This is a genomic window from Micromonospora sp. NPDC049204 (assembly GCF_040647935.1).
In the GTDB taxonomy this organism is placed as follows: domain Bacteria; phylum Actinomycetota; class Actinomycetes; order Mycobacteriales; family Micromonosporaceae; genus Micromonospora.
Map to the genome: position 1 here is coordinate 232,597 of NZ_JBEZDC010000004.1, position 14,489 is coordinate 247,085.

The 14,489-nt window shown below is 72.1% G+C and carries 17 protein-coding genes and 1 pseudogene; 11 read left to right on the forward strand and 7 right to left on the reverse strand.

The window, feature by feature from the left end; all coding sequences use genetic code 11:
- Positions 1–83: 83 nt before the first annotated feature.
- The 3 genes from AB0A90_RS10220 to AB0A90_RS10230 are packed head-to-tail and all read left to right on the forward strand — an operon-like array spanning position 84 to position 1,388.
- Positions 84–482 (forward strand): hypothetical protein, encoded by a 399-nt coding sequence (locus tag AB0A90_RS10220; RefSeq protein WP_357244748.1) that lies wholly within the window; start codon positions 84–86, stop codon positions 480–482.
- Positions 483–484: 2 nt separating this feature from the next.
- Positions 485–838 (forward strand): DJ-1/PfpI family protein, encoded by a 354-nt coding sequence (locus tag AB0A90_RS10225; RefSeq protein ID WP_357244750.1) that lies wholly within the window; start codon positions 485–487, stop codon positions 836–838.
- A 4-nt stretch (positions 839–842) separates the two neighbouring features.
- The gene (locus tag AB0A90_RS10230) at positions 843–1,388 is read left to right on the forward strand and encodes an Imm21 family immunity protein (protein ID WP_357244752.1); all 546 of its coding nucleotides are present in this window, start codon (positions 843–845) and stop codon (positions 1,386–1,388) included.
- 170 nt (positions 1,389–1,558) lie between these two features.
- Here AB0A90_RS10230 and AB0A90_RS10235 read toward each other — a convergent pair.
- Positions 1,559–1,732: pseudogene (locus AB0A90_RS10235) on the reverse strand (DivIVA domain-containing protein); the annotation flags it as partial.
- Positions 1,733–2,416: 684 nt separating this feature from the next.
- Here AB0A90_RS10235 and AB0A90_RS10240 point away from each other — a divergent pair.
- Positions 2,417–2,557, forward strand: a complete 141-nt coding sequence (locus tag AB0A90_RS10240) for a hypothetical protein (protein ID WP_357244754.1) — start codon at positions 2,417–2,419, stop codon at positions 2,555–2,557.
- Positions 2,558–2,728: 171 nt separating this feature from the next.
- Here AB0A90_RS10240 and AB0A90_RS10245 read toward each other — a convergent pair whose 3' ends face one another.
- Both AB0A90_RS10245 and AB0A90_RS10250 read right to left on the reverse strand, forming a co-directional pair.
- Positions 2,729–3,931, reverse strand: coding sequence for an FAD-dependent oxidoreductase (locus tag AB0A90_RS10245; protein WP_357244756.1), 1,203 nt, complete (start codon positions 3,929–3,931; stop codon positions 2,729–2,731).
- Between the two features lie 82 nt (positions 3,932–4,013).
- A complete protein-coding gene (locus tag AB0A90_RS10250) occupies positions 4,014–4,958 on the reverse strand; it encodes an RNA polymerase sigma-70 factor (RefSeq protein WP_357244758.1) in 945 nt (314 codons plus the stop codon).
- Positions 4,959–5,040: 82 nt separating this feature from the next.
- Here AB0A90_RS10250 and AB0A90_RS10255 point away from each other — a divergent pair, with 82 nt between their 5' ends.
- Positions 5,041–6,237, forward strand: a complete 1,197-nt coding sequence (locus tag AB0A90_RS10255) for an epoxide hydrolase family protein (protein WP_357244760.1) — start codon at positions 5,041–5,043, stop codon at positions 6,235–6,237.
- Here the strand turns inward: AB0A90_RS10255 and AB0A90_RS10260 are convergent.
- The 3 genes from AB0A90_RS10260 to AB0A90_RS10270 form a co-directional block, all read right to left on the reverse strand.
- Positions 6,197–7,468, reverse strand: coding sequence for an MFS transporter (locus AB0A90_RS10260; protein WP_357244762.1), 1,272 nt, complete (start codon positions 7,466–7,468; stop codon positions 6,197–6,199). The two genes, AB0A90_RS10255 and AB0A90_RS10260, sit on opposite strands and share 41 nt — an antisense overlap.
- Before the next feature lie 74 nt (positions 7,469–7,542).
- A complete protein-coding gene (locus AB0A90_RS10265; protein WP_357244764.1) occupies positions 7,543–8,022 on the reverse strand; it encodes a hypothetical protein in 480 nt (159 codons plus the stop codon).
- A 9-nt stretch (positions 8,023–8,031) separates the two neighbouring features.
- Positions 8,032–8,487, reverse strand: coding sequence for a GNAT family N-acetyltransferase (locus tag AB0A90_RS10270; RefSeq protein WP_357244766.1), 456 nt, complete (start codon positions 8,485–8,487; stop codon positions 8,032–8,034).
- Positions 8,488–8,613: 126 nt separating this feature from the next.
- On the opposite strand from AB0A90_RS10270, the gene AB0A90_RS10275 reads away from it, so the two are divergent.
- The 4 genes from AB0A90_RS10275 to AB0A90_RS10290 all read left to right on the forward strand — a co-directional run bounded on the left by AB0A90_RS10275 (position 8,614) and on the right by AB0A90_RS10290 (position 11,862).
- Entirely contained in the window at positions 8,614–9,168 is a 555-nt protein-coding gene (locus AB0A90_RS10275; protein WP_357244767.1) for a Uma2 family endonuclease, read from the forward strand.
- A gap of 389 nt (positions 9,169–9,557) precedes the next feature.
- The gene (locus AB0A90_RS10280) at positions 9,558–9,827 is read left to right on the forward strand and encodes a hypothetical protein (RefSeq protein ID WP_357244769.1); all 270 of its coding nucleotides are present in this window, start codon (positions 9,558–9,560) and stop codon (positions 9,825–9,827) included.
- Positions 9,827–10,864 (forward strand): hypothetical protein, encoded by a 1,038-nt coding sequence (locus AB0A90_RS10285; RefSeq protein WP_357244771.1) that lies wholly within the window; start codon positions 9,827–9,829, stop codon positions 10,862–10,864. The genes AB0A90_RS10280 and AB0A90_RS10285 overlap by 1 nt, the downstream gene beginning before the upstream one ends.
- 68 nt (positions 10,865–10,932) lie before the next feature.
- The gene (locus AB0A90_RS10290; RefSeq protein WP_357244773.1) at positions 10,933–11,862 is read left to right on the forward strand and encodes an LLM class F420-dependent oxidoreductase; all 930 of its coding nucleotides are present in this window, start codon (positions 10,933–10,935) and stop codon (positions 11,860–11,862) included.
- Between the two features lie 34 nt (positions 11,863–11,896).
- Here the strand turns inward: AB0A90_RS10290 and AB0A90_RS10295 are convergent, their stop codons facing one another.
- The gene (locus tag AB0A90_RS10295) at positions 11,897–12,334 is read right to left on the reverse strand and encodes a hypothetical protein (protein WP_357244775.1); all 438 of its coding nucleotides are present in this window, start codon (positions 12,332–12,334) and stop codon (positions 11,897–11,899) included.
- Positions 12,335–12,495: 161 nt separating this feature from the next.
- On the opposite strand from AB0A90_RS10295, the gene AB0A90_RS10300 reads away from it, so the two are divergent.
- Positions 12,496–13,206 carry a hypothetical protein gene (locus AB0A90_RS10300; RefSeq protein ID WP_357244777.1) on the forward strand — a complete coding sequence of 237 codons (711 nt, stop codon included), beginning with the start codon at positions 12,496–12,498 and terminating at the stop codon, positions 13,204–13,206.
- Positions 13,203–14,486: an FAD-binding protein gene (locus tag AB0A90_RS10305; RefSeq protein ID WP_357244779.1), complete on the forward strand. Its 1,284-nt coding sequence runs from the start codon at positions 13,203–13,205 to the stop codon at positions 14,484–14,486. The genes AB0A90_RS10300 and AB0A90_RS10305 overlap by 4 nt, the downstream gene beginning before the upstream one ends.
- The last annotated feature ends 3 nt before the right edge of the window (positions 14,487–14,489 follow it).

Consider the following 14,489-nt stretch of genomic DNA (forward strand, 5'->3'; position numbering starts at 1 on the left):
ACCCGGTACGACCTTCGGCCCGCAGCGAAGGTGCTTCTGGGCCGGAGCGTCCGCGCCGGACCCGCTCTCCGTAGACTGCTGCTGTGGATGGGGTCTTCCTGCTCCGTCAGATAGTCGCCGGGCGGGCGCACATGGCCGAGGTCGCCGCGGTGGCGGAGCCGGCCGAGCAGGATCAGGTGGTCGTCTCTCCCCACGCGTTCGACTGGTTGCGGGACCGGTACGGACCGCATGCCGTGGTCGACCGACCGACAAACGTTGAGCTGATCGCCGAGGCGGTCGAGGGCGCCGAGTACGCGCTCGCGCACGTACCTGGTCGCGACCGTGCCATGCGGGTGACGCTGACGATGATCCACGATCTACCGGTCGACACCGGCGACGGCGACATCAAGCTGGCCGCCGCTCAGGCGGTGGCTGCCGCGCTGGGTGGCCGCCTGGACCCGGCTCCGTACCTGGGCGCCAACGGTGCTGTCTTCCCGGCCTAGCCATGGCGCAGCACGGCGTACTCCCCGCTCGGCTGGCCGCGCTGGCCCCCTCGACCCGCTGGATGGCGTCGGTCTGCACCGGCGGACTGTTGCTGGCGGCCGCCGGCCTGCTGGGCCAGCGGCAGGCAACCACCAACCGCAACGCGTACGAGGAGTTGCGCTCCTACGGCGTCGACGTCGTCGACGAGCGGGTCGTCGACGACGGGGACCGGATCACCGCGGGCGCGCTCGCGGCCGGGCTGGACCTGGCCCTGTGGATCACGGAACGAGAGCGCGACGCGGCCACCGCCGACCGCGTCGCGGCCACCATCGAGTACGCGCGACCGGCGCCCACCTGGCTCGCGCAGGGAAGGTAGAACCATGAGCGACCTCGCGCGTACGGGCCGACCCGAGAGCCGATTGCCCTGGATCGAGTCCGGCGGCGGGCCACTCGTCGTCGTGCCGTCGTCGGCGCTCACCGACTGGCAGGGCGCGATCTCCGGTTCCGGCGACCCGAATACCTGGGATGATTACGATCGGGCCTGCCGGATCGACGGCTACGCCGGGACCGTGGCCGTCGGCGACGCCGAGGCACTGGTACTGGGCGACGAACCGGCCACCACCACCTACCTCCCCGACCGGCGGATCTTCGTACGGTGGATCTACGCCCCCTCGGAGGTGGACGTCATCCGCCTCGTTCCCCGTGCGGTCGAGGTCGCTCGCTGGGAGGACGCCGGTACGTGGACGACCAGCGGGCCGGCGCGGTTGTTCGACGCCGCGTACGCCGGTGACGAGCTGGCGCACGAACCACACCTCACGGTCGACGTGGCTGCCGGCACCTACCTGATCCGTACCGCCCATGTCGATCCCGAGCGGGGGACTGCGCTGGTGCTCGTGCAGTTGGTCGAGCCGCCGCCGTCGGCGTGAACGCCGTGGCCCCGCATGGGGGCGCGCTCTCGCCCTCGCGGGCGTGCCGGTGGGCGGGCGGCCTCCGGCGGACGTACCCCCGGCCTCCGTCAGGCGTGTCGGCGCGGACCTTCGTCCGCCGCCGACGCTTGCTCGGGTGGTGTCGGAGGTGGCTCCCAATGCGTGCCGGCAATCGCGGCCGCCTGGTCGTGCGCCCGGTTGAGGATCGCCTCCGCCTCCCGTCGGGCGTCGGTCACGATGCCCTCTGCTTCGCGCCGCGCCTCCGTCCGGTGGTCGTGGGCCTGCCGCTCGGCGAGTCTGAGGATCTGCTCGACCCGGTTGCCCAGGCCGCTGAGGGTGGGCCGCCGCTGGAGGTCCAGCAGTAGCTGGTCGGTGACGACCGGAGTTCCGGTGCTCGTCCCGTCGGCTGTCCCCGCCGCGGCCCCGTCGCGATTGACCAGGCCGTCCTCGACGAGATCGGATTCCGTGGTGCCCACGAGGGACAGCACGACGCCGAGCGCGGCGACCGTGATGCCGGACCACGTGGCGGCCGGCCCGAGGGATGGGCCGACCGCGGCACCGACACCCAGCCCGAAGAGGACGGCGGCGGTCTTGGCTGGCTTACGCACGAGTCCTCCTCGGATGGCACGGGTGTGGGCTCCGCTTCCAGCATGACGAAGGAGTCAAGCAGGCCGATGCGTGGCAGACCTGGATTGAGGACGGGAGGTGGAACTGTCGCGACGTCGGTCGATGGCATCCACTGTCGCGGTGGCGATGGAAACCGTCCCGGGAGCGCGGGTCGGGTGTTCCGGACAACCTCGGACAGGGCCGTGAGCTGCCCGGACAGGCACGCGTGTGTCCGGGACAGCCATCGGCGTAGCGGCCAGCCCGGTAGGGCCAATACGCTGCGTTTCGATCAGCCAGGACGCCGGCCGATCGAGATTGGGTGACGAGTTCCGCCCACCGGTGGGCACCTCAAGCAGGTCCGACGATCAGTCCACGCTGTCGCCAATCGCACCGGCGGCACACACCGCTCAAAGGGAGAGTTCATGCGAATCCGTCGTGTCTTCTACGCAGTGGCGATCGGAGCCGCGCTGGCAGTCAGCGGGGTGGCCGCGCCAGCTCAAGCCGGCGAGAAGCCGGTCGTCTCGGAGTCCGTCCTGCAGACCCTCGGTTGGGGCCACGGCTAGCAGCGTCGTGACACCGCCCCCAACCATCACGGGGGTACAGCAAGCCGATCCCGAACAGGCGATTGAGACCCCCGGTGACCGACCCGAGTTGGTCACCGGGGGCCGTGCGGTACACGCCGTCGGTCGGGAGATTTCCCGTTGGGTCGACGCCCGACGGCGCCCGCCGGCTGATCAGCGCGTCGGGCTCATGCTCGTCGTCGCGAGGCTCTCCGTGGGGGTCGCGACGATGCGGTGGCGGCGCACCGGGTACAGGATCGGGCGGGAGACGCTCCAGGCCGCGCCCGCGCAGACGAACTCCTTGTAGCGGGCCGCCAGCGTGCCCTTGAGCAGGGCGGGCCTGGCCCGGTCGTCAGCGGTCACGTACTGGATGATGCCGTCGCGGCGGCCGAGGCTGATGCACTGGTTGAAGTAGCGCAGCGGGGCCTTCGGGATCTTCGTCCGACCGGTCAGGCGGGTGGCGATGGCGTCGGCGGCCTGCCAGGCCATCGGGGTTCCCGAGGCGCAGGACATCCGCAGCGGTTTCCCGCCCGGTCCCTCGGCGACTGCGGCGTCGCCGACGGCGTACACGTCGGGGTGGGAGACCGACCGCATCGTGGCGTCGACGACGATCTGCCCGGTGTCCGCGACCGTCAGGGTCGTGGCGGCGGCGATGGGGTGGACGGCGAAGCCGGCCGTCCACACGGTCACCTGGGCCGGGATCACCTGGCCGTCGCCGGTGACCGCGCCGGTGGCGTCGACCCGGGCGATGTCGGTGTGCTCGTGGACGGTGATGCCGAGCCGGTCGCAGACCCCGCGCAGGTGCTGCCGTGCCTTCGCGGTGAGCCAGTCACCGAGCGCGTCCCGGGCGGCGAGCGCGACGTCGAGGTCCGGGCGGGCCTCCGCGATCTCGGTGACCGCTTCCAGGCCGGTGAGGCCGCCGCCGACGACGAGCACTGTCGCGCCGGCCGGGAGCTGGGCCAGGCGGTCACGCAACCGCGCTGCCGACGGCCTGCCGGCGAGGTCGTACGCGTGCTCGGCGACGCCGGGGACGCCGTGGTCCGCGCTGGTGCTGCCGAGGGCGTAGACGAGCGTGTCGTACGCGATCTCGTCGGTGCCGTGCTCGGCGACGAGCGCGACGGTCCTGCGGTCGACGTCGACGGCGGTGACCCGGGCCACCCGGACCTCGACGCCGGTGCCCGCGTAGACGTCGGTCAGCGGTCGGCGCCTGAGGTGCTGGCCGGTGGCGAGTTGGTGCATACGGACCCGCTCGACGAAGTCGTCGTCGGCGTTGACGATGGTGATCTGCGTGTCGTCGCGGTGCAGCCGCCGGGCGAGACGCCCGGCCGCGATGGCTCCGGCGTATCCAGCCCCGAGGACGACGATCCGGTGCTTCATGGTGTCACTCCTGTCTCGGTGAGGGTCGCTTCCAGAACCGGACAGCGTCCCGATTCCTGACAGGAGTCGGCTGAGAGCTGGGTCACCAGACGTGCAGCAGGGGCTCCCCGTGCGCGGAGGTGGACCAGTGGCGGGTGGCGCGTACGAGCTTGTCGGGGTTGACCTGGACGTGCAGGGCCGCGACGCCGTCGGGAGTCACCTTCAGCGTCATGACCCCGACGACCTGCTCGTCGAGCACCACCACCAGCGCCGGGGCGCCGTTGACGACCTCGGTGTAGAGGGCGGGACTGCCGCCCACGATGTCCCGTTTGGCGGTGCTGGGCGCGAACAGGCCGCGCAGGAACCTGGCCACCGCCAGCGCGCCGACGACGGGTGTGGTCCGGGCCGGGATCTTGCCGCCGCCGTCGCCGATGCTCGTCGCGTCGTCGGTGAGGAGTGTGACCAACCGCTGGGTCTCGCCGTTGGCGGCCGCCGCGAGGAACTCCTCGACGATCCGGCGCGCGGTGGCGCCGTCGACCTCGGCGCGGGCGCGGTCGCCGGTGACGTGCTGCTTGGCCCGCCGGTAGATCTGCTGGCAGTTCGACTCGCTGACGCCGAGCATGTCGGCGATCTCCGCGTGTGTGTAGCCGAAGGCCTCGCGGAGTACGTACACCGCGCGCTCCTTGGCCGACAGCCGCTCCAGCAGGGTGAGCACCGCCATGGAGACCGACTCGCGCTGCTCGGCGGTGTCGAGTGGGCCGAGCATCCGGTCCCCGGCCAGGACCGGTTCGGGCAGCCAGGTGCCCACGTACGTCTCGCGTCGGGCCCGCGCCGAGGTGAGCTGGTTGAGGCACACGTTGGTGAGGGCCTTCGTCAGCCAGGCCTCGGGCGTCTCGACGCGCTGCCGGTCGGCGGCCTGCCAGCGCAGGAACGTGTCCTGCACCGCGTCCTCGGCGTCACTTGCCGAGCCCAGCAGCCGATAGGCGATCGCCCCCAGGCGAGCCCTGGCGCGTTCGAAGAGCTCGACGTCGTCCGGACTGAGCGGCATGGCTCGATAGTTAACCACGCCCGCGACCCCGTCGGCCGAGCTGTGGGCATGCCAGCCGGCCCTGCCCGTGGAAACTCTGTCGATGTCGTCGTCTACGGCCCCGTCCGGCTGGCCGCCGGCATTCGCTGGCGGGCGATCCGTCGACATCCAGCCGTTCCGGGTGGACGTGCCAGAAACCGAGCTGGTCGACCTGCGTGCTCGGCTGGCGCGTACCCGTTGGCCGGAGACGGCGACCGCTCCCGGCTGGGCCCACGGCGTACCCCTGCACGAGATGCGGTCCCTCTGCGCGTACTGGGCCGAGGGGTACGACTGGCGGGCCGCCGAGGCGCGGCTCAACGCCTTCCCGCAGTACCTCGTCAGCGTGGACGGCCTGAAGATCCACGTGCTTCATGCCCGGTCACCGCACCCGGGGGCGATGCCGCTGGTCCTGACCCACGGCTGGCCCGGATCGGTGCTGGAACTGGTAGACCTGGTCACACCGTTGACCGATCCCCCGAGGCACGGCGGCACCGCCGGGGACGCCTTCGACGTGGTGATCCCGTCGCTACCCGGCTACGGTTTCAGCGCCCGGCCCACCGGACCCGGCTGGGGCATCGAACGGATAGCCGCGAGCTGGGCGGAGATCATGGCGGCGTTCGGCTACGCCCGTTATGGCGCCGCCGGCAGTGACTGGGGCACAAGCGTCTCCAGCGTCCTCGGGGCACTCGACGGCGAGCACGTGGCCGGCGTCCACCTCGTACCGCCGCTCGCCGGCCCGGATCGGGTCGCGGACGCAGAGCATACCGATGCCGAACGCGAAGCGTTGGCACAGCTGCGACAGCGCGGGGAGTCCAGCTCGGCGTACTCCGACGTGCACCGCACCGCCCCGCAGACCGTCGGTTACGCCCTGGTCGACTCCCCGGTCGGCCTGTGTGCGTGGATGGGGGAGAAGCTGCTCACCTGGGCTGACTCCGGTGGCCTCAGCCGCGATCAGATTCTCGACCAGGTCACCTTGTACTGGTTGACCGGCACCGCCGCGTCGTCCGCCCGCCTGTACGCGGAGAGCATCGACCGGGTGTCCGGCTGGATCAGCGGCGCGGACACCGCCCCGGTGCGCGTACCCGTCGGCGCGTCGGTCTTCCCTGCCGAGGTGCCCCGGCCGTCCCGACGCTGGGCGGCCCGCCGTTACCCGGACATCCGGTACTGGAAGGAGCACGACCGCGGCGGGCACTTCCCGGCGCTGGAGGTGCCCGAGCTGCTTATCGCCGACCTGCGCGCCTTCTTCCGGCTGCTGCGGTAGGCCGCCACACCACACGCTTCCGCTGACCGCTGGACGGCGGAGCCCAGCCGGAGCGATCAGGCTCGAGTGTCCGCCGAGTCGTCGTCGCCGGACGGGCGAGCGTGACCGCCACCGCCGTCAGGCAGATCACCACAGCGGCGACGAGCGGTGGGCGACCGCCGAGGTGGACGGCCGCCGAGCCGAGGGGGATGGCCAGCACGAGTGGGCCGAACATCGCGGTGTTCGCCGTCGCGGACACCCGGCCCAGCAGCTCCGACGGCGTGTGTGTCTGCACGGCCGTCACCGCGGCGACCAGGGTCCAGGGCAGGCCGACGCCGGCGATCACCGCGCCGGCGACCGTGACCGGCCACCACGGCAGGCCACGCGCCAGGCAACCGACGGCGAACAGCACGGTCCCGGCGACGCCGACCACACCCGGACCCCGGCCGGCCAGGAGCCTGCCGACGATCAGGCCGCCGATGACGGAACCGCCGCCCTGTGCGCTTGTCAGCACCCCCAGGAACGTCGTCGGGAGACGGAGGTCGCTGGTCACGATCGTGTAGATCGCCGCGGTCGTGAAGCCGGACATGGCGATCGACACGGCGGCGAGCACGATGGGCACGGCCGTCGCCCGCTGTCCGAACAGGGCCGACAATCCGGTACGCAGGCCCGGGCGCCGCCGCGTCGGTTGGACCGGTGGCGTCCGGTTGAGGCGCACCGCCGCGTACAGGATGGCGACCAGGACCGGCGCGCACGCGCTGAGGACGACGACCGCGTGGCCACCGTGCCAGGCGTAGAGGCCCGCCCCGGCCAGGGGAGCGACGAGTTTCATGCCCTCTCCCGCGCTGGAGCGCCACCCGTTGACGTCGCCGAGTTCCGTGGGTGACAGCGCGGACGGCAGCAGCGCCGTCTCGCCCGCGTCGATGAGCACGTAGCTGACGCCGTAGACGGAGGAGACGGCGAAGATCAGCCATGTCTGCCCCGGCCCGCGTACCGCGAAGAGGGCCAGCAGGGCGGTAGCCAACCCGAGGTTCACCGCGATGACCAGCGGGCGTCGGGGTGCCCGGTCGAGCAGGCCGCCCAGCCACGGGCCGGCGAGCACCGGGGCGTACACGCACAGCCCGGTGAGGGCCGCGAGGCCGGTGGAGCCGGTCAGGTCCAGGGTCCAGATGCCGGCCACCAGGGACATGGCGCTGCTGCCGAAGCCGGACAGCAGTGAGATCGTCACGAACAGTCCGGCGTTGCGCCGCATGAGCCCTCCAGGTTGAGTCGGGATGACTCATCCTTTGGCCTTGAGGCTTGTCGGCGCAATGTTGGCGGCTTACGTCAATGTGGCATTGACATCGCCGCGTCGAGCGCCGCCGCCGCGGCTCGGGCGGGTGCCGGCAGCCGGTCACCCGCCTCGGCGAGGTCGGCGACGAGGGGCAGGGCCAGCGCGTACAGCGACCCCGGGGCGGCGTCCAGGGCGGCGTCCACCGTGCTGCGCACGAGCGCCGCTCGACGAAATCGGGCGTTCCACCGCCGGTCCGCCACGATCCATCGCTCAAGCTCGGTCACGGCGGCGCGCAGTGCCGCGATCTGTGCCGGGTAGCCGAGGTCGCGGTGCCGCTGCCGTGACCTCCGCGCCACCACCAGGCGCTGCCGGCGCTGCTCTGCGGCCTGCCGGCTGCCGAGGCCCAACGCCTGCGCCACCTGCGCCCACGTCGCGCCGTCGTGCCGCGCCCGGTCGATCAGGTCCAGCTCCCGCTCGTCCAGGTGGGCGCGGGCGACCTGGACGTCCGCCAACTGCGCCAGCTCCGACGTCATCGGTCAACGTTACATTGACAATTGCGGTAGCGGCGCGCGCACCATGAACACGTCCACCGGGTCCTCGGCCGTCAGCGTGAATCCGTGCCGCTCGTAGAGCCGCCGGGCCGGACTGCCCCGCAACACGTTCAGCCGGACCAGGGTGCCGTCGCGGTCGCACCGGTCCAGCAGGTCGCGCAACACGGCCGTGCCGAGGCCGCTGCCCTGCACGTGCGGGGAGAGGTAGAAGTGCTCCAACCAGTGGGCGTCGTCCGCCGGGCGCAGCGCCACGCAGCCGGCGAACGCCCCACCCACCTCGACAACCCGGGTGTACGCCGGAACGAAGCCGTCCCGCAGGCGCTGCCGTACGCGCTGTTCGTCGTACCGCCCGAGCCGTTCCAGATCCGCCCGCAGCACCACGGCGCGCAACTCGGCCACGGCGTCGACGTCCGCCAGCGAGGCCGGTCGCAGCTCCCACTCCACCATGATCACCACGCTATCGCCGCCCCAGCAGACGAGAGGTCCGACACCCGCCGACCCTGCTCGACCCGGCACGCCGACGTCGCTGAACCGACCAGGGCACGGTGCCGCTGGTCAATTAGGATGAGGCCCATGAGCGCTGAGGCCGTCGGCATGCACATGCCCGCCATCGTGACGCTCGACGACCTGGCGGCGATGAACGCCGCCGATCCGAACGGCCACCGTTACGAGACCAGCCCCGAGGGGGTCCTGTCGGTCATGCCGCCCCCCGACTCGGATCACGCCATGATCGCCAGTCGCCTCTTCGCCTGGCTGATCATGGCTGGTTGGCCCGCCGAGCAGGTGCTCCAGGCGGCCGGTCTGCGCATCTCCGGCCCGGACGGCCACGGCGGTCGCATCCCCGACCTCAGCGTGTGGCGGACGCCGCCGACCCGCAGCGTCTGGGCCGCGGTCGACGATGTCGTACTCGTGGTGGAGATCGTTTCGCCGGGGTCGGAGGCGATGGACTCGGTGACGAAGGTCCGCGAGTACGCGTCGGTGGGGATCCCGCGGTACTGGGTGGTGGACCGGGATGGCGCGCAGACCGTCACCCTGCATGTGTTGGGTGGGGACGGCACCTACGAGGAGCGGGCACGGATGCCGCTGGCGTGGTTGCTCCAGACGGTCCCCGCCGACCATCTCGACTGACATTCACTGACTTCGCCGACTGCTGGACGCCGTTCCTCGCTGGACAGGGCGCGACGTCGGCGCGCGGGTGTGAGCCGTTCGGGGTGTCGCGGCCGAAACAGCAGCCGCGATTCACGTTTCCGCAGCTCAGTGGGGGTCCCTGTCGTGCAACGGACAAGACGGTAGGGCCTCCGGCGGAGCACTGTTGGGGCAGGTGCCGACTCCGCTGGGGGCGCCCTCAGCGGGTTCGTCCTCACCGGGACAAGGACGTCATCACCGCCGACGCCGCCGCATGGCCGCGTCGCCTGGGCCGGTGCTCCGCCTTCCCTTTCCGCACCTGTGTGCGTCCCGTCGGTCCGGCGTCGCCCAGCGCGCCCGGACCCGGCGATCTAGCTCAGAGAGGCACCCCCATGGCCGCTCCCACCGTAACCGCAAGCCTGAACGCGTCGGCCTTCCCGCCCGGCGGCCAGATGCTGCTGACCGCCACCTACTCCGACGCCGACACCAAGCCGCTGACCGTCACCATCGTGGTGACCGACGCGCAGGGCAACAGCAGCGCGCCCGTCAAGGTCACCGCGGTCATCGACCCGCTCACCCTGACCGTCACCGACAACTCCGGGCGGACCTGGACCCGGGTCTCCGACAACGGCGCGGTCGCCGTCTACCGGGCGGTGGCGTGATGCCCCGCGTCACCGTGCAGGTGCGCGACGCCGCCGGCAACACCGCGACGGCCAGCGCCGACTACACCGTGGGTGGCCAGCCGGTACTCGGCGGCTACTACCTCTCCGGGGGTGCCGACCCGACCGCCGACATGGCCGGCGGCAACTTCCGCTCACTGACCCAGTACCGCAGCTTCGCCGACGGCTACATCTTCCCCGGCTACAACCGGCCCTGGCTGATCACGCTGGGCCGGGAGGGGATCCAGATGAACATGGTCCTGGAGCTGAAGCACTACGGCGCCCCGGACGGCCCGCAGACCTTCACCGTGGACGGCACCACCTACACCGTGCCCGCGCCGTCGATGACCATCCAGCAGCGTCCCGGCACCAACTGGCCGAAGGCGTACGGGTACGGCCAGGTGGTCAGCGGTCAGTGTGACGGGTTGTTCGCCCGCGCGCTGGCGCAGTATCGGACGCTCGGCTTCGGCGTGAACATCCAACTCGCGTCCGAGTTGGACACCGACCACGAGTTCGGCACCACCGAGGGCGGTGTCGGGTACACCTGGGCGCAGTCCGACGCCCGGGCGGTGCAGGCGATCAACTACATCCTCACCTGGTTCAAGGCACGCACGCTGCCCGGCGGTACGACCTTCTCGATCGGGATCGCCGGCTTCGACCGAGCCTGCTTCCAGCGCGTCCACCCCGAATCGTTGATGGCCCGGCTGGACTTCCTCCAGTGGAACGTCTACGGCACCAACGCCAGCCACACCGCGCTGGCCCGGTTCCGCCGTACCAAGGACTGGGCGGTGGCCGACCTCGGCCCGTTGGCGCTGTCCCGTCCGGTGCTCATCGCCGAGTGGGGGGTGCGGGTGGCCGAGATCCCCAACCAGGCCGCCTGGATCGCCACCGTGCCAGCGGCCGTCGCCCAGCTCAACGCCGAGCGTGGGCCGTTGATCGCGCGGACCAACTACTTCAACTCCGGGTGGGGCACGCTGACGCCGAAGGCGACCGGGTTGGCCGCGCTGCGGGCGGCCTACTCCACCCCGCCGTACGTCTGAGTCCGCGGCTGAGGACCCGGTCGGTGCGACCACCGACCGGGTCCGAGCGGGGGACCTATGCTCGGATCATGGAACTGCGGATCTTCACCGAACCCCAGCAGGGCGCCAGCTACGACCAACTGCTCGCTGTCGCCCGCTGCGCCGAGGACGCCGGCTACGGCGCGTTCTTCCGGTCCGACCACTACCTCAGGATGGGTGACGGCACCGGGGCCCCCGGCCCCACCGACGCGTGGACCACGCTGGCCGGCCTGGCCCGGGACACCAGTCGGATCCGGCTCGGCACGTTGATGACCGCGGCCACCTTCCGGTTGCCCGGCCCGCTGGCGATCACCGTGGCGCAGGTCGACCAGATGAGCGGCGGTCGCGTGGAGTTGGGCATCGGCACCGGCTGGTACGCCGAGGAGCACACCGCGTACGGCATTCCGTTCCCGCCACTGGCCGAGCGGTTCGACCGGCTGGAGGAGCAGCTCGCGGTGATCACCGGGCTGTGGTCCACACCGCCGGGGGAGCGGTACGAGTACGCCGGCAGGTACTACCCGGTCCGGGACTCACCCGCGCTGCCGAAGCCCGTGCAGCAGCCGCGCCCGCCGATCCTGCTCGGCGGGATGGGACCGAAGCGCACCCCCGCGCTGGCCGCCCGCTACGCCGACGAGTTCAACCTGCCGTTCGCCTCGGTGCCGGACACGGCGGCACAGTTCGACCGGGTCCGCGCGGCGTGCGCGGAGATCGGCCGGGACCCGGCCGAGCTGGTCTGGTCCAACGCGCTGGTGCTCTGCTGCGGGCGCGACGACGCCGAGGTGGCGCGTCGGGCCGCCGCGATCGGCCGCGAACCGGACGAGCTGCGGGCCAACGGCCTGGCCGGGACGCCCAGCGAGGTGCTGGACACCATCGGCCGGTACGCGGAGATCGGCAGCGAGCGGCTCTACCTCCAGGTGCTGGACCTCGGCGACCTGGCGCACCTCGAACTCGTCGCCAACGAGGTGATGGCGAAGCTCTGAGCCAACGGGTCGCCGTGGGGATGCCGCTCGCGGTTCAGGCGCGGCGATGGGCGCCCACGCCCGTCCCGGACACGTCCGCGTCCCTCAGCACGGTGTCCAGCCGTCCGTCCCGATCACTGTCCACATAGGTGATGTCGGGAATCCCGTCGCCGTCCACATCGATCTGGACGACATCGGCGACGCCGTCGCCGTCCAGGTCGGTGACCACCTCCACCGAGCCGTCCAGGTGCCGGGTCACGATCGACTGTGGCCCGGCACCGGGCGCACGCGGCGCCGGACCGGGTGCCGGCACCGGCGTCGGGGCCGGCGCGGGCGCCGGGGTGGGCCGGGGACCGGGCGTGGGCGCCGGATGGCTGGGCAACCCGCTGGCCGACGGGGCGCTGGCCTGCTCGACGCCGCTGCCGGTCGGGTCCAGCTCCTCCTCGGAGGGATACACATCGCCCCGTGGGGCCGGATCACGGTAGCTGCTCATGGGCGTAGGGTTCCCCGGCGATGACGAGAACAACCGTGCCCGATCGACCGGTGTCCCCGGTGGGTGGTTTGGCGGAAGATGCTGGAACCGACGCCACGGTCATGAACGGGGGTCCGAGCGTGGAACTGCGCCGGAATCGGGGGGCCCGTGCGCTCGCTCTGGTGTGCGTACTCGGAGGGGTGCTGCTCCTGGTCTATCCCAGCGACGGCGCCCTGCTACGGACGATCATCGCGGGCGGCGCCGTCGCGCTCGGCGTCGTGGCGCTGGCCAGCGCGCTGCGGCCGTTCCGATTCGGGATCGGCCCCGACGGGCTCAGCATCCGACGACCCGGCCTGCGCCGGGACATCCCGTGGGCCGAGGTCGACACGTTGGTGCTCGACGAGCCGCCCCGCCGCGACGGCTACCGGAAACCGCCGCGACTGCTGCTGGTGCCCGTTTCGGGCGTGCCGCTGGAGCCGGTGACCGCCCGCCACCCCCTCGACGGCCGCCCCGCCATCGAGGTGCTCGTCCTCGACCAGGTCCGCGAGCAGCCCGACCAGGTGTCCGCCGCGCTCACCCAATATGCCGGTGACCGTTTCGTCGACCTGCTGGCGCTGCGCCGAGCGGCCTTCGCCGACCCGGACCTCCCGGTGGGCCTACGCGGCTACCAGATGGACCGGGTCGACCGGTTGATCCGACGCGGCCAGGACGCCCTGCTGTCCGGGGACGCGCCGACCCGGCAGGCCGCCCGGGGTGAGATCGAACGCGCCGGCGCGGCCGGTCTGCCGATCGCCCAGCGTGGCTACCACACGTTCCAGACGGATACGGTTCTGGACGCCCTCGTCGCCGCGCTGGCCGACCACCCGTCCACCGATCGGGAGACCGCAACATGATCGCGCACGGACCGCACGCCACTCCGGCCACCGCGGCCGACGTTCCGCGCCGCAACTGGGCCGGCAACGTGCGGTACGCCGCGCGGGCGTTCCACCGGCCGACCTCCACCGACGACCTGCGCCGCCTGGTCGCCGGCAGCACCCGGATCCGGGCGGTGGGCAGCGGGCACTCCTTCAACCGCCTCGGCGACACCGACGGCGACCTGGTCACCCTCGCCGGCCTGCCCCCGGTCGTCGAGCTGGACCGCGAGCGCGGGCAGGTCACCGTGAGCGGCGCGATGCGCTACGGCGACCTCGCCCGACACCTGCACACCCAGGGGTACGCGCTGGCCAACCTCGCCTCGTTGCCACACATCTCGGTGGCCGGCGCGGTGGCCACCGCCACCCACGGTTCCGGTCAGGCGCACGGCAACCTGGCCACCGCGGTCGCCGGTCTGGAGTTGGTCACCGCCGACGGTGACCTGCTGCGGGTCGGCCGCGAGACCGACCCGGACACGTTCGCCGGCATGGTGGTCGGTCTCGGCGCGCTCGGCCTGGTCACCAGGGTCACCCTGGACGTGGTGCCGGCCTTCGAGCTGCGCCAGTACGTGTCACTCGACCTCGACCGGGAGGCGTTGGACGAGGCGCTCGGCTCGGCGTACAGCGTGAGTGTCTTCACCGACTGGCGTACGCCTCGGCTGCGTGAGGTGTGGCGCAAGCAGGCGGCCGACCAGTCGCCGCCGCCGGCGGACTGGCTCGGCACCACAGCCGCCACCGAGCCACGGCACCCGGTGCTCGGCATGCCACCGGAGAACTGCACCCCGCAGCTCGGCGAACCGGGTCCGTGGCACGAGCGGCTGCCGCACTTCAAGCTCGGCTTCACCCCGAGCAGCGGCGACGAGTTGCAGTCCGAGTACCACGTGCCGCGTACGGCGGCGGCCGACGCGCTCGCCGCGCTGGACGAGGTCGCGCACCTGATCGCACCGGTGCTGCTGGTCTGCGAACTGCGGACCGTGGCGGCCGACGAGCTGTGGCTCAGCCCGAACCACCAGCGGGACAGCTTCGTCGTGCACTTCACCTGGATCGACGACACCGCGGCCGTACTGCCGGTGGTGGCCGCCGTGGAGGAGCGCCTGGCACCGTTCGCGCCGCGCCCACACTGGGGCAAGGTCTTCGTCACCGACCCGACGGAGCTGGCGGCCCGCTACCCCCGCCATGCCGACTTCGCGGCCCTGCTGCCCCACCTGGACCCAACCGGCAAGTTCCGCACGGCCCTCCTAGACCACCACTTCCCCCGCTGACCC

Coding starts and splice junctions, on each gene's coding strand:
- AB0A90_RS10225 (WP_357244750.1), top strand. CDS start 485: ATGGCGCAGCACGGCGTACTCCCCGCTCGGCTGGCCGCGCTGGCCCCC.
- AB0A90_RS10290 (WP_357244773.1), top strand. CDS start 10,933: ATGGAACTGCGGATCTTCACCGAACCCCAGCAGGGCGCCAGCTACGAC.
- AB0A90_RS10265 (WP_357244764.1), bottom strand. CDS start 8,022: ATGACGTCGGAGCTGGCGCAGTTGGCGGACGTCCAGGTCGCCCGCGCC.
- AB0A90_RS10275 (WP_357244767.1), top strand. CDS start 8,614: ATGAGCGCTGAGGCCGTCGGCATGCACATGCCCGCCATCGTGACGCTC.
- AB0A90_RS10270 (WP_357244766.1), bottom strand. CDS start 8,487: ATGGTGGAGTGGGAGCTGCGACCGGCCTCGCTGGCGGACGTCGACGCC.
- AB0A90_RS10295 (WP_357244775.1), bottom strand. CDS start 12,334: ATGAGCAGCTACCGTGATCCGGCCCCACGGGGCGATGTGTATCCCTCC.
- AB0A90_RS10250 (WP_357244758.1), bottom strand. CDS start 4,958: ATGCCGCTCAGTCCGGACGACGTCGAGCTCTTCGAACGCGCCAGGGCT.
- AB0A90_RS10255 (WP_357244760.1), top strand. CDS start 5,041: ATGTCGTCGTCTACGGCCCCGTCCGGCTGGCCGCCGGCATTCGCTGGC.
- AB0A90_RS10230 (WP_357244752.1), top strand. CDS start 843: ATGAGCGACCTCGCGCGTACGGGCCGACCCGAGAGCCGATTGCCCTGG.
- AB0A90_RS10245 (WP_357244756.1), bottom strand. CDS start 3,931: ATGAAGCACCGGATCGTCGTCCTCGGGGCTGGATACGCCGGAGCCATC.
- AB0A90_RS10260 (WP_357244762.1), bottom strand. CDS start 7,468: ATGCGGCGCAACGCCGGACTGTTCGTGACGATCTCACTGCTGTCCGGC.
- AB0A90_RS10285 (WP_357244771.1), top strand. CDS start 9,827: ATGCCCCGCGTCACCGTGCAGGTGCGCGACGCCGCCGGCAACACCGCG.
- AB0A90_RS10240 (WP_357244754.1), top strand. CDS start 2,417: ATGCGAATCCGTCGTGTCTTCTACGCAGTGGCGATCGGAGCCGCGCTG.
- AB0A90_RS10280 (WP_357244769.1), top strand. CDS start 9,558: ATGGCCGCTCCCACCGTAACCGCAAGCCTGAACGCGTCGGCCTTCCCG.
- AB0A90_RS10305 (WP_357244779.1), top strand. CDS start 13,203: ATGATCGCGCACGGACCGCACGCCACTCCGGCCACCGCGGCCGACGTT.